The sequence below is a fragment of the Actinoalloteichus caeruleus DSM 43889 genome, from assembly GCF_000429185.2.
In the GTDB taxonomy this organism is placed as follows: domain Bacteria; phylum Actinomycetota; class Actinomycetes; order Mycobacteriales; family Pseudonocardiaceae; genus Actinoalloteichus_B; species Actinoalloteichus_B caeruleus.
Genome location: NZ_AUBJ02000001.1, coordinates 4,977,717 through 4,991,384, shown reverse-complemented (window position 1 = coordinate 4,991,384; position 13,668 = coordinate 4,977,717). Strand labels below are relative to the sequence as shown.

Annotated in this window: 10 protein-coding genes; 6 read left to right on the top strand and 4 right to left on the bottom strand. The window is 70.9% G+C overall.

Annotation, left to right across the window (positions count from 1 at the left end; translation table 11 throughout):
• Positions 1–19: 19 nt before the first annotated feature.
• The 6 genes from G443_RS20240 (at position 20) to G443_RS20215 (ending at position 7,913) form a co-directional block, all read left to right on the top strand.
• Positions 20–3,781 (top strand): multifunctional oxoglutarate decarboxylase/oxoglutarate dehydrogenase thiamine pyrophosphate-binding subunit/dihydrolipoyllysine-residue succinyltransferase subunit, encoded by a 3,762-nt coding sequence (locus tag G443_RS20240; RefSeq protein WP_081715478.1) that lies wholly within the window; start codon positions 20–22, stop codon positions 3,779–3,781.
• Positions 3,782–4,183: 402 nt separating this feature from the next.
• The gene (locus G443_RS20235; protein WP_026419118.1) at positions 4,184–4,600 is read left to right on the top strand and encodes a hypothetical protein; all 417 of its coding nucleotides are present in this window, start codon (positions 4,184–4,186) and stop codon (positions 4,598–4,600) included.
• A gap of 19 nt (positions 4,601–4,619) precedes the next feature.
• Positions 4,620–5,252 carry a DUF3558 domain-containing protein gene (locus tag G443_RS20230; RefSeq protein ID WP_081715479.1) on the top strand — a complete coding sequence of 211 codons (633 nt, stop codon included), beginning with the start codon at positions 4,620–4,622 and terminating at the stop codon, positions 5,250–5,252.
• Positions 5,253–5,254: 2 nt separating this feature from the next.
• Entirely contained in the window at positions 5,255–6,619 is a 1,365-nt protein-coding gene (locus G443_RS20225) for a hypothetical protein (protein ID WP_253860254.1), read from the top strand.
• On the top strand, positions 6,616–7,431 hold the full coding sequence (locus G443_RS20220; protein ID WP_026419259.1) for an ESX secretion-associated protein EspG: 816 nt from the start codon (positions 6,616–6,618) through the stop codon (positions 7,429–7,431). Before G443_RS20225 ends, G443_RS20220 begins: the two co-directional genes overlap by 4 nt.
• A 299-nt stretch (positions 7,432–7,730) precedes the next feature.
• A complete protein-coding gene (locus G443_RS20215; RefSeq protein ID WP_026419260.1) occupies positions 7,731–7,913 on the top strand; it encodes a DUF6104 family protein in 183 nt (60 codons plus the stop codon).
• Between the two features lie 53 nt (positions 7,914–7,966).
• Here the strand turns inward: G443_RS20215 and hutI are convergent, their stop codons facing one another.
• The 4 genes from hutI to hutU all read right to left on the bottom strand — a co-directional run bounded on the left by hutI (position 7,967) and on the right by hutU (position 13,589).
• Entirely contained in the window at positions 7,967–9,127 is a 1,161-nt protein-coding gene (gene hutI / locus G443_RS20210; protein WP_026419261.1) for an imidazolonepropionase, read from the bottom strand.
• Between the two features lie 118 nt (positions 9,128–9,245).
• A complete protein-coding gene (locus tag G443_RS20205) occupies positions 9,246–10,586 on the bottom strand; it encodes a formimidoylglutamate deiminase (protein WP_026419262.1) in 1,341 nt (446 codons plus the stop codon).
• Positions 10,583–11,809 carry an allantoate amidohydrolase gene (locus G443_RS20200; RefSeq protein ID WP_030105032.1) on the bottom strand — a complete coding sequence of 409 codons (1,227 nt, stop codon included), beginning with the start codon at positions 11,807–11,809 and terminating at the stop codon, positions 10,583–10,585. The genes G443_RS20205 and G443_RS20200 overlap by 4 nt, the downstream gene beginning before the upstream one ends.
• Positions 11,810–11,930: 121 nt before the next feature.
• Positions 11,931–13,589: a urocanate hydratase gene (gene hutU / locus G443_RS20195; protein WP_035292531.1), complete on the bottom strand. Its 1,659-nt coding sequence runs from the start codon at positions 13,587–13,589 to the stop codon at positions 11,931–11,933.
• Positions 13,590–13,668: the final 79 nt, after the last annotated feature.

Genomic DNA, 13,668 nt, shown 5'->3' with positions numbered 1-13,668 from the left:
ATCGAGGCGAACGGGAGCCGTGTCCAGCAGCAGTCCTGCGTCACAGTTCGGCCCTAACGAGTGGTTGGTCGAGGAGATGTACGAGCAGTTCCTCACCAACCCGTCATCAGTTGACCCCGCCTGGCACGATTTCTTCGCCGACTACAAGCCAACGCAGAACAGCGGCGCCCAGGGCGAAACAGGGACGACCGACGGCACGTCGAGCACGCTGACCAGCAAGAACTCCAGCGCCGCCCCGGCACCCAAGGGTGGCTCCGCCACCGCTGGCGCCAGCGGCGACCACCCACGCAACGGCAAGAAGACAGTGCAGCAGACCACGAAGAGCAGCAACGACGCGGCCGGGTCGGCCGCCCCCGCCAGGAGCACGGCCCGTCCGGCCGCGAAGCCCTCCCCGAAGGACGCGGCGAGCGCCGCTCCCGCGAAGCCCGCGAAGAAGGAGGAGGAGCGCAGGACGCTGCGGGGCGCCGCCGCCGCGATCGCCAAGAACATGCAGCAGTCGCTGACGGTGCCCACCGCCACCAGCGTGCGAGCCGTGCCGGCGAAGCTGCTCGCGGACAACCGCATCGTCATCAACAACCACCTGAAGCGGTCCCGTGGCGGCAAGGTCTCCTTCACCCACCTGATCGGGTACGCGCTCGTTCGGGCGCTCGAGAGCTTCCCGAACATGAACCGCTACTTCGCCGAGATCGACGGCAAGCCGCACGTGGTGACGCCGGAGCACGTGAACCTGGGCCTGGCGATCGACCTGCCCGGCAAGGACGGCTCCCGCTCCCTCGTGGTCGCGTCGATCAAGAACTGCGAGGGCACGAACTTCCTCCAGTTCTGGCAGGCCTACGAGGAACTGATCCGCAAGGCCCGGACCGGCTCGCTCAAGGCTGATGACTTCGCCGGGACCACGATCTCGCTGACCAACCCGGGCACGATCGGCACCAACCACTCGGTGCCCCGACTCACCGCCGGACAGGGCGCCATCATCGGGGTGGGCGCCATGGAGTACCCGGCGGAGTTCCAGGGCAGCAGCAGCAAGGCCCTCGTCGACCTGGGCATCGGCAAGATCATCACGCTGACCTCCACCTACGACCACCGGATCATCCAGGGCGCCGAGTCCGGGGACTTCCTGCGCCGGGTGCACCAGCTGCTGCTGGGCGAGGACGGCTTCTACGACGACATCTTCACCGCGCTCCGACTGCCCTACGAGCCGGTCCGCTGGGTCAGCGACATCCCGGAAGGCTCGGTCGACAAGACGGCCCGGGTGCTGGAACTGATCCACGCCTACCGGACGCGCGGCCACCTGATGGCCAACACGGATCCGTTGAACTACCGGCAACGCAAGCACCCCGACCTGGACATCCTGTCCCACGGGCTCACGCTGTGGGACCTGGACCGGGAGTTCGCCGTCGGCGGCTTCGCCGGCAAGGAGCGGATGAAGCTGCGGGACGTCCTCGGCGTGCTGCGCGACTCCTACTGCCGCACCGTCGGCGTGGAGTACATGCACATCCTGGAGCCCGACGAGCGCGACTGGCTGGAGAAGCGCGTCGAGGTCCCCCACACCAAGCCGGACCCCGCCGAGCAGAAGTACATCCTGTCCAAGCTCAACGCCGCCGAGGCGTTCGAGACGTTCCTGCAGACCAAGTACGTCGGGCAGAAGCGGTTCTCGCTGGAGGGCAGCGAGACGACCATCCCGCTGCTGGACACGGTCCTGGACACGGCCGCCGAGCACGAGCTGGACGAGGTCGTCATCGGCATGCCGCACCGAGGCCGGCTCAACGTGCTGGCCAACGTCGTCGGCAAGCCCATCGCCCAGATCTTCCGGGAGTTCGAGGGCAACCTCGACCCGGGGCAGGCCCACGGTTCCGGTGACGTGAAGTACCACCTCGGCGCCGAGGGCAAGTACTTCCGGATGTTCGGCGACGGTGAGACCACCGTGTCCCTCACCTCCAACCCCTCCCACCTGGAAGCGGTCAACCCGGTGCTCGAGGGCATCGTCCGGGCGAAGCAGGACCGCATCGACAAGGGCGAGCAGGGCTTCACCGTGCTGCCCGTACTGCTGCACGGCGACGCCGCGTTCGCCGGCCAGGGTGTGGTGGCCGAGACGCTGAACCTGTCGCTGCTGCGCGGCTACCGCACCGGCGGCACCGTGCACCTCATCATCAACAACCAGGTCGGGTTCACCACCGCCCCGGAGCACTCGCGGTCGAGCAAGTACTCCACCGACGTCGCCAAGATGATCGGCGCACCGGTCTTCCACGTCAACGGTGACGACCCCGAGGCGTGCGTCTGGGTCGCCCGGCTCGCCGTCGAGTACCGGCAGGCCTTCGGCAAGGACGTCGTCATCGACATGCTCTGCTACCGCCGGCGCGGGCACAACGAGGGCGACGACCCGTCGATGACCCAGCCGAAGATGTACGACGTCATCGACACCATGCGCAGCGTCCGCAAGACCTACACGGAGTCCCTGATCGGCCGGGGCGACATCTCCGTCGAGGACGCCGAGAAGGCCCTGCGGGACTACGCCAGCCAGCTCGAGTACGTCTTCAACGAGGTGCGTGAGCTGGAGAAGCACCCACCGGCGCCCAGCCCCTCCGTGGAGTCCGAGCAGGTCGTGCCGACCAAGCTCGACACCGGTGTGCCGGAGGAGGTCGTCCGCCGGATCGCCGACGCCCACGTCAACCTGCCCGACGGCTTCACACCGCACCCCCGCGTCAAGCCGGTGTTGGAGCGGCGGGAGAAGATGAGCCGCGAGGGCAACGTCGACTGGGCCTTCGCCGAACTGCTCGCGTTCGGCTCGCTGACGATCGAGGGTCGCGACGTCCGGCTCGCCGGGCAGGACTCCCGGCGCGGCACCTTCGTGCAGCGGCACGCCGTCGTGATCGACCGGAAGACCGGCAACGAGTACACGCCGCTCCAGAACCTCGCCGAGGACCAGGGGCGCTTCATGGTGTACGACTCGGCGCTGTCGGAGTTCGCCGCGCTCGGCTTCGAGTACGGCTACTCCGTGGCCAACCCGGACGCCCTCGTGCTCTGGGAGGCCCAGTTCGGTGACTTCGTCAACGGCGCGCAGTCCATCATCGACGAGTTCATCTCCTCCGGTGAGGCCAAGTGGGGCCAGCGCGCCGACGTCGTGCTGCTGCTCCCCCACGGCCATGAGGGCCAGGGGCCGGACCACACCTCGGGTCGCATCGAGCGGTTCCTGCAACTGTGCGCGGAGGGGTCGATGACGGTGTCGATGCCGTCGACACCCGCGAACTACTTCCACCTGCTGCGTCGGCACGCCCTCGACGGCGTGAACCGCCCCCTGGTGGTGTTCACCCCCAAGCAGCTGCTGCGGCTCAAGGCCGCGGTCAGCCCCGTGTCCGACTTCACCGGCGGGAAGTTCCAGTCGGTGCTGGACGACCCGACGGTGAGCGACCCGAACGCGGTCCGCAGGCTGCTGCTGTGCAGCGGGAAGATCTCCTACGAGCTGCACAACGAGCGGGTCAAGCGCGGAGTGGACGACACGGCGATCGTGCGTCTTGAGCAGTTCTACCCGGTGCCCAAGCGGAAGCTGGCGGCGATGCTGGAGCGTTACCCGAACGCCACCGACGTCCGTTGGGTGCAGGAGGAACCGGCTAACCAGGGCGCGTGGCCGTTCCTGGGCCTGCACCTCCCGGACCTGCTGCCCGAGCGCCTCCGGGGCCTGCGGCGCGTGTCGCGGCGGGCCATGGCCGCCCCGTCCTCGGGGTCGCCGAAGGTGCACGAGGTCGAGCAGGCCGAGATCATGGCCTCGGCCTTCGGCGACTGACTCGCTGACGGGCACTGCTGAGTGACCGGGACGGGCGGTCGGATCACACGATCCGACCGCCCGTCCCCATCAGTGGCTCCGGGGCGTGGCCCCACCCGCGATAACAGACCCCGCTCCACCCCGAAGGCCCGTTACCTGATCGTGCCCTTCGCACACGGGAACCCAAGGGCCTCCACGGGCGTCATACATCCTGCGGAGGCTCCGCCCGGGTCCTCCCGCAGGACTGCGGCAGCTTGGTCGGTTTCCCCCTGTCGGGACCGGTGACGCTGCTACGGTGCTGTTTGACCCGGCGGTGTCGCCGAGGGTCTGACGCGAGGGGGCGTGCGGGCCAGCGAGGCCCGAGCAGCCTCGGGCGCCCGCACAGTGTGCTGTTGGTTGAAGATCTCCTGGGGAGGAACCGCCGTGAGCGGCAGCTACGAAGTGGACCCCGAGGCCCTGCCTCGGGCCATCGCGGAACTCAAGGAAGCTCTGGATTGCGTGCTGGACCTGCAGACGGTCGCTACTCGGATGGGCATGGACAAGCCCTCGCGGGGGGACGACGCGGTCAGCTTGAACGCAGGGGACCAGTTCAGGGAACTCGCAGCTTCGCCTCAATCCGGCTCCCTCGGCCGCACCGCAATGCAGCTGCGGGACGAGCTCATGCAGACGATCCATCACTTCGAATCGATGTTGGCCGAGTACCTCAATCTCGAAGACACCGCTACATTGCCCCAATACGAGGGCGATATCACGTCGTTCAAGAACTCCCCCACCTACCAGGAGATTGCTGCTGCAGCCAATCGGGCCCGCGCAGCAGCGGGTGGCTACATCCCGATCTGAGCAAGGAGCCAAGCGCATCATGACGTCCCGTCACCTAAAGATCGTACTTGGGCTTATGGCTCCTCTCGCTCTGCTCCTCACAGCATGTGCGGACGTTAGCACTGAGGACAGTACGAGCAGCGCTGAGGAGACTTCGGTTGTAAGTAGCACCCCGGGAGAAACGGCAGGGTCGGACGAAAATCAAAGTCAGCTTGCGCCGCCGGTCTCGGCACCCGTTGACGCCGCCGGACTCGAACCATGTGAGCTAATGTCCGACGGTGCCGCAACCAGCGCTGGTTACGACCCCGACTCCAAAGAACTACGTCCGAACCACTCGCTTGACGAGGCACCCCTCGACATGTGCCGATGGCTTAGCAACGACGTCGGCTCCGTCACCCTGAATGCGTCCTCGGTCCCCGAGGGCCTATCAACTGTGTACGCGAACTACTCAAACTACGTCGTGTTCGAGCCTCGGACGGTCGGCGAATACCCAGCAGTACACACTAACGACGTCGAAGATTCGGCGCGGTGTCCACTCTTCGTGGGCATCGCCGATGACCAGGTGCTTCTGGTCGATGCACTGACCGGTCCGACTGACGACGCATGTCAGATCGCAACCGAGGTTGCCCAGGCAATTATGAACGAGCTTCCTCCCGCAGCACAGGAGCAGTAGGCATGCACCTCGAGACCACATGTGAGTATTTCGGCGGGAAGACCGCGAAGCAGCTGCATACCGAGATCAACGGTGAAGGCCACGGCGGCGACCAGTCGGAAGCTTCCATCTCCTGGCAGAACATCGGCACGACCTTCGGGGACCTCGCGGAGTACATCAAGGGTTCGATGACCCGCGCGGCCGACGCTCACCAGGGCGAAGCTGCGGAGAACTCTCGTGCCGCGACCCTGCCGCTGGTCACCTACACGGAGCAGGCGAAGGACCAGGCACGCGCGATCGGCCAGGGCATCTCCACGCAGGGAACGCACCGCACCTCCGCCGTCCTGAACATCCCCGAGGGACAGGATGAGCCCAAGAAGGAGGGGTTCGAGGTCATCCTCCCCTCCAGCTGGACCGGGCACGGTGACCGCATGGAGGCCTACGAAGCGGAGAACGAGGCCGCCCGCGAGGTCATGCAGACCTACCAGAACGAGACCAACAACGTTCTGATGTCCGTCCCCTCCTTCGAGGAGGTCCCCAGCACCACCTACTCCGCCAAGGGCACCACCAACCCCGAGTCCATCGGGAACGGGATCCCCGGTGGCGCTCCGTCGGTGCCCAGTGTCGGCGGTAGCGGCGGCGGAGGGGGCGGCGGCTACGGTGGCGGCACTCCCGGTGGCGGGATGAACTGGAACGGCACCGGCGGAGGGGGCGGTGGCGGCGGTTACACGCCCCCCAGCCCGTCCGCGCCCAACCCCGGAGCACCCGTCACCCCCATCGGAGACGGACCCGGCGCGGTCCGCCCCGACCTCGTCGCCCCCAGCCCCGGCGGGCAGTTCCCCGGCGGCAACCTGCCCCCCGGCGCCGGCCCCCTCCCCGGCGGCGGCCCCGGCGGCGGGTGGGGCGGTATGCCCCCCGGCGGGATGCCCCCCGGCGGCATGCCGCCCGGCGGGAGGCCGCCAGGGGGCGGCGGCCCCGGCGGGCCCGGCAGCGGGCGCCTCCCGGGCGGGCCCGGCGGCGGGTTCGGCGGCAGGCTCCCCGGCGGCGGCTTCGGCCCCGGCGGTGGCTTCGGCCCCGGTGCCGGCGGCTTCGGCCCCGGCGGTGGCGGCTTCGGCCCCGGCTCCACACCCGGTGGCCCCGGCGGTATGGCCGGCGGCGGTATGGGCGGCGCCGGCGGCGGCATGGGCGGTGGCGCTGGCATGGGCGGTGGCGCGGCCGGCGGCGGAGGCGGCATGGCCGGCGGCGGTGCCCGAGGCCGCGGCGGACAGGGCGAGGACGACGGCGAGCACAAGCGCGCCGACTACCTGCTCGAGACCGACGACGTCTTCGGTGACGGCCGCCTGGTCGCGCCCTCCGTGCTCGGCGACCAACCTCCGACCGGACGGTGACCGTGTCACCACGAGGGCGCATCACGCTACCGGCGATCGCCGTCGACGTGATCCAGACCAGGCTCCGGGCCACGCTCCCCGCGGCATTGAAAACGGTCGGCTTCGGGTCCACCGAGGACGAACGCAGGATGCTGCACCAACGAGCGTGGCAGGAGTTGGAGGCCCGGGGCCTGGTCCGGCACGGTGACCTCGACCCGTTCCTGGAGGACGCGTTCCAGATCCTCGCCCGGCCACCACTCGCGGTCTGGGCACTGCTCCAAACCGACCGGGAGAACGGCATCGACGCGGTGATCGCGGCGAGCGGTGATTTCGCGGTGCTGGCCATGCAGTCCGGCCCCGAGAACGCTCCCCGCGAGGAGAAGGAGCTGGTGCTGGAGGCGGTACGCCCCACCGGTCTTGCGCACGTGGCGGCGAGCCTCCTTCCCGAGCACCGCCCGGGCAAGGGGCAGTCGGTGAGCTGCCCCTCGGATCTGATCGAGAAGGCGACGGCGAACGCGTCCCCCGGACCTGGCGGGCTTCGCGCCTCCCTGACCTCCCACGGGATGCGTCCCGGGGAGGCGGAGTTCATCGCCGAGGTCCTGACCAGCGAACGCCTCCGGTACGGGGAGTTCAGCACGCGCTCCTTCAACCGGCTGGCGGGCAAGACCACCCGGTCGGCCTACCGGGTCGACGTGTTGGACACCTCCATCGGCCGGTACCTGTTGCAGCACAAGCCCGACGGTCAGGGAAGGCCCTGGTTCGCCATGGCCCCCACCGACCGGACTCGGATGGCCGGGCGGATCCAGGAACTGATCACCTCGGTGACCACCTGAGGGAACCGGCGGAACGGGGGGGGCGGGTGTCCAGCGTGGACGCCCGCCCCCTTCGTTTCTCCCCGGCGCGGGAACCGCGAGGACTGGGGGAACGGTGGCGTTCCTCCCTCGGGTCAGGAGCAGCGGTGCGCCCTTCGGCGGTCTTCCCGCGGTCCCCCGGGTCGGAGCTGTATCTTGCGAGGGCGCACCCGCACCCCGTGTGCCGCGAGCCGTGCCAGTGGTCGACGTGACCGGCCCTGGAGGCCGGTGCGTTCACCCGTACTCGAAGATGCACTTCGCGGGCTGTCCAGGAGGCAGCGATGTACTTCACCGACCGTGGGATCGAGGAACTCGAGGACCGCCGGGGCGACGAGGAGGTGTCCTTCGGCTACCTCGCCGACAGGCTGCGTGCCTTCGTCGATGAGAACCCGCGGTTCGAGGATGCCGTGGAGCGACTGGCGACCTACCTCGCGCGGGACGACGGCGACGAGGACGCGGACTGAGCGACCTGGTACCCGGCGGGATCTCGGGAGCACACGCGGCCGCTCCCCCGCGTTCAGCGGATGCGGTGCCCCTTCCGCCACACGGCCCAGGTGAGGGGAACACCTGGCCGGTAGGCCAGGTGGGTGGCCGAGGGCGCGTCCAGGACGTGCACGTCGGCCCTGGCCCCTGGCCGCAGGACGCCCACCGCCCCTGGCCCGGCCTCCCTGCGCAGTGCCCTGGCACCGCCCCAGGTGGCCGCTCGCACTGCCTCGCTGACCGACATGCCGAGTTGCAGCACGGCGGTGGCCACGCAGAACGCCATGGAGGACGTGTAGGACGACCCCGGGTTGCAGTTGGAGGCCAAGGCAACGGTCGCCCCGGCGTCCAGGAGCTCCCTGGCGGGAGCGGGTGGTTGCCGGGTGGAGAGGTCGCAGGCGGGCAGCAGGGTGGCGACGGTGTCGGAGCCGGCGAGGGCGTCGATGTCGGCACCGCTGAGGTGGGTGCAGTGGTCGACGCTGGCCGCTCCCACCTCGACGGCGAGCTCCACTCCTGGCCCGGGGCCCAGTTGGTTGCCGTGGACCCGCAGGCCGAGGCCGCGTGCCGAGGCGGCGGCGAGCACCCGGCGTGACTGGTCGAGGTCGAAGGCGCCGGTCTCGCAGAAGACGTCGGCCCAGCGGACGTGCGGGGCGACGGCCTCGAGCATCGGTCCGGTGACGAGGTCGAGGTAGGCCGCCGCCCCGGTGCCGGGTGGGACGAGGTGCGCGCCGAGGAAGGTGACGTCGTCGGCCTGTTCGGCGGCGATCCGCGCGGCCCGTTCCTCGTCGGCCACGGTCAGCCCGTAGCCGGTCTTGGTCTCCACGCAGGTGGTGCCCTGGCTGGCGGCTTCGGCGAGGTGGCGGCGCAGCGTGTCCCGCAGGCTGTCGTCGGTGGCTGACCGGGTGGCGGCGACGGTGGTCGCGATTCCCCCCGCCCGGTAGGGCTCCCCGGCCATCCGGGCCTCGAACTCCGCGGTCCGGTCCCCGGCGAAGACGAGGTGGGTGTGGCTGTCCACCCAGCCGGGGAGGACGGCGCGGCCTTCCACGTCCACGCGGAGGTCGGCCGCGGGTGCGGTGTCCTCGGGCCCGACCCAGGCGACGCGGTCCGCGTCGAGTACGACCGCCGACGACGAGGGGCGGCCCAGGTCCGGGTCGTTGGTGGTCAGTTCGCCGATCCCGGTGATCAGCGTCGCGCTCATGGCGGCTCCGTCCCTTCCGCACGGTCACCCGTTCCGTCCTGGCCAGCCAGCCACGGGGTCGCTGCTGCTCGCGTGCCCCCGAGCGCCATGTCCGGCACGGGTCCGGGCGCGGCCAGGCTCACCCCCACAGCTGACCGATCACCTCCCTCATCTCGGCGCTGACGTCGGGTACGCGCAGGTGGATTCCGGCGGAGACCACCTGCTCGCCGTCGATGACGACGTCGACGACGTCGGAGGCCGTGGCGGCGTGGATGGCCGCCGAGGGGTCGACGCCGGCCAGCCGCACGCTGTCGAGGTCCAGGGTGACGATGTCGGCGCGGGCCCCGGTGTCGAGCCAGCCCGCGTCGGGCCAGCCCAGGGCCGTGTGCCCGGCGGATGTCGCGGCGCTCCACAGTTCCTGCGGTGTGAAGTGGCCGCGGGTCTCCGTTCGCAGACGTTCGTGGAGTTCCACGGCCCTGGCCTCGGCGAAGACGTCGATCACGGAGTGCCCGTCGCTGCCGAGGGCGGGGGTGCCGCAGGCGTCGGCGAGTGCCCTGCCCGGACCGATGCCGTCCGCCAGGTCCTGTTCGGTGGTGGGGCACAGGCAGACCGACGCGCCGGAGGCGCCGAGTTCGGTGATGTCGGGCACGCTGAGGTGGGTGGCGTGCACCAGGGTGGTGTCGGGGCCGAGGGCTCCGTGCCGGCTCAGCAGCTCCGTCGGTGTGCAGCCGTGGGCAGCCCGGCACATGTCGTTCTCGGCGCGCTGCTCGGACAGGTGGGCGTGCAGCGGGGCCCCGTGGCTGGTCGCCCAGTCGGCGACCACGCGGAGGCCGGAGGCCGGGACGGCGCGGACGGAGTGGATCGCGGCTCCGATCCGGACTCCGGGTGCGGCGGTCTCGGGTCGACCGGCCAGGTCGGCGGCCCGCACGGCCCACCCGTGGGCGTCGTTGTCGCCGAACCGCAGCTGCACCCCTTCCAACGGTTTGTCGATGCCGCCGGTGAGGTAGCAGGTGTCGAGGAGGGTGATGCGCGGGCCCGCCTCCCGGGCGGCGTCGACCAGGGCGAGCCCCATGGCGTTCTGGTCGTCGTACCGGATGCCGCCGATGTCGTGGTGCAGGTAGTGGAATTCGCCGACCGAGGTGATCCCCGCGAGGGCCATCTCGGCGTAGACGAGGCGGGCGAGGCGGCGGTAGCTGTCGGGGTCCAACCGCTCCGCCAGCGAGTACATCTGGCGTCGCCAGGTCCAGAACGTCCCGCCCTGGAAGTGGGTGCGGCCCCGGAGGGCGCGGTGGAAGGCGTGCGAGTGGGCGTTGGCCAGTCCCGGCACGGCAAGCCCGGTCAGCCGGGTGGCGTCAGGAGGGGCGGCGACGCCGGGGACGACCCTGGTGAGGCGGCCGTCGTCCTCCTCGAACAGGACGCCCCACTCCACTCTGGGCAGTTCGCTGCCGACGAGCGCGTAGGGCGCCCACCAACGCCTCACCACGGGGTTCTCCCGGTGGTGCTCGTCAGGTGGCCGAGGACGGTGGCCAGCGCCCTGGCGCCCGCTTCGCAGTCGGCGGGTTCGGCGTGCTCCGCCGGTGCGTGGCTGACCCCGGTGGGGTTGCGGACGAACAACATGGCGGTGGGCACCTCGGCGGCGAGGATCCCGGCGTCGTGGCCGGCCCCGGTCGGCAACGCGGGAACGTCCCCGAGGGTCGCGGACAGGGTTCGGCGGAGTCCCTCGTCGAAGGTGACGGGGCCGCCGTAGGACTCCTCGACGACCAGCAGCTCGCAGCCCTCGTCGGCGGCGGCGTCCTTGGCGGCGGCGGTGACCTGTTCGACGACGGCGCGGGTGGCGGCGTCGTCGGCGGCTCTGGCGTCCAACCAGAGGTCGGCGCTGGAGGAGATGACGTTGGTCCCGCCGGGGTTCGGGCTGAGCCTTCCGACGGTGGCGCGGGCGCCGGGTACGGATTCGCCGATGCGGCGCGCGGCCAGCACGGTCCGGGCTGCGGGGACCAGCGGGTCGCGGCGGTCGGACATCGGGGTCGCGCCCGCGTGGTTGCCCTCGCCGAAGAAGGTGAGCCGCCACCGGCCGTGGGCCAGGATCGAGGTGGCCAGTCCGACCGGGGCGTCGAGTTCGACGAGCCCTCGGCCCTGTTCGACGTGGAGTTCGACGAAGCAGCCGATGTGGCGCAGTGCCTCGCCGTCGCGACCGATGCGTTGCGGGTCGAGGCCCGCACCGCTCATCGCCTCGGCGAGGGTCATGCCGTTGCCGTCCATCAGCCGGGCGGCGTCCTTGGGGACGATGCCCCCGGTGAGCAGTCGGGAACCGAGGCAGGGCACCCCGAACCGGCCGCCTTCCTCCTCGGCGAACACGACGACCGCCAGTGGGCGGCGGGGTACGTGGTCGCGGGCGCGCAGCAGGTCCACCGCCGCCAGTGCCGAGGCCACGCCGAGCGGACCGTCGAACGCGCCGCCACCGGGAACGGAGTCGAGGTGGCTCCCGGTGACGATGGCGTTGGGCCCTGGTGGTCCCCACCAGGCCCACAGGTTGCCGTTGCGGTCGGGGCGGACGTCCAGGCCTCGGCGGTCGGCCTGTTCACTGAACCACTCGCGCAGTTCCATCTCCGCGTAGTCGAAGCCGTGGCGGGAGAAACCACCCCGCCTGCGGTCCATTCCCACTCGTTCGATCCCGGCCAGCAGGCCGGTAGCACCTTCCGCCATGGCTCGCTCCCTCCCATGCCGTCCTCTCGAACGGTACGGTCGCCGACGGGCAAGATCCAGCCGTCGTTCCCGTCCGTCCTCCGTGTCCACCAGTTGGTGCGCCCGGCGGTTGGCCGGGCCGTCAGTCTCGCGGGACGGGGACGCGCAGCGACGCCTGGTCGGCCACCTCGACGGCCCTGGCGTAGCCGGCGTCGGCGTGGCGGAGCACACCGGTGGCGGGGTCGTTGGTCAGCACGCGTTCCAGCTTGCGGCCGGCGAGTTCCGTGCCGTCGGCGACGGTGACCTGGCCCGCGTGCAGGGACCGCCCCATGCCCACCCCGCCTCCGTGGTGGAGGGAGACCCAGGTCGCGCCCGAGGCGGTGTTGACCAGGGCGTTGAGCAGGGGCCAGTCCGCGATGGCGTCGGAGCCGTCGAGCATTCCCTCGGTCTCCCGGTAGGGGGAGGCCACCGAGCCGGTGTCGAGGTGGTCGCGGCCGAGGACGAGGGGCGCGCTGACCTCCCCGGTGGCGACGAGGTCGTTGAACAGGGCGCCGGCCTCGGCGCGTTCCCCCTGTCCCAGCCAGCAGATCCTGGCCGGGAGCCCCTGGAAGGCGACGCGTTCGCCGGCGAGCCGGAGCCAGCGGGCCAGGGGCTCGTTGTCGGGGAACAGGTCCAGGACGGCCCGGTCGGTGCGGGCGATGTCGGCGGGGTCCCCGGAGAGGGCGGCCCAGCGGAACGGCCCTCGGCCCTCGCAGAAGAGGGGGCGGATGTAGGCGGGGACGAATCCCGGGAAGTCGAAGGCTCGTTCGTACCCTCCGAGCCGCGCCTCCCCCCGCAGCGAGTTGCCGTAGTCAAAGACCTCCGCCCCCGCGTCGAGGAAGCCGACCATGGCCGCCACGTGCTCAGCCATGGACGCCCTGGCCCGATCGGTGAACTCGTCGGGCTTGGCCCTGGCGTAGTCGGTCCATTCCTCCAGGGCGACGCCGGCGGGCAGGTAGGAGAGCGGATCGTGGGCGGAGGTCTGGTCGGTGACGATGTCGACGTCCACGCCGCGGCGCAGCAGTTCGGGCAGCACTTCGGCGGCGTTGCCGACCAGGCCGACCGAGAGCGGGCGGCGTTCCCGGCGCGCCGCGAGCACCCGGTGGACGGCGTCGTCGAGGTCGTCGGCGACCTCGTCGAGGTACCGGGTGTCGACCCGGCGGCGGGCCCGGGCCGGGTCGACTTCCACGACGAGGGCGACGCCGCCGTTCATCGTGACCGCCAGTGGCTGGGCTCCGCCCATGCCACCCAGCCCCGCGGTGAGGGTCAGGGTCCCGGCGAGGCTGCCGCCGAAGCGTTTGGCGGCGACGGCGGCGAAGGTCTCGTAGGTGCCCTGGAGGATGCCCTGGGTGCCGATGTAGATCCAGGACCCGGCGGTCATCTGCCCGTACATCGTCAGGCCGAGGTGTTCCAGGCGGCGGAACTCGGGCCAGGTCGCCCAGTCCCCGACGAGGTTGGAGTTGGCGATCAACACCCGCGGAGCCCATTCGTGGGTGCGGAGGACGCCGACGGGTTTCCCGGACTGGACGAGCAGCGTCTCGTCCTGGTCGAGCCGCGTCAGTTCGCGGGTGATCGCGTCGAAGCTGGCCCAGTCCCGCGCGGCCCTGCCGGTCCCGCCGTAGACGACGAGGTCCTCGGGGCGTTCGGCGACCTCGGGGTCGAGGTTGTTGTGCAGCATGCGCAGCGGGGCCTCGGTGCTCCAGCTCCTGGCGGTCAGGTTGGTGCCTCGGGCGGCGCGCACCGCTCGTGGTCCTGGGTTCACGGTGACCTCCACGTTGTCGGGGTGGCGAGGGTGGGCGGTCGTGCGCTGTCGGGTCCGGCGGGGGCGCGAGGCGCGAGGC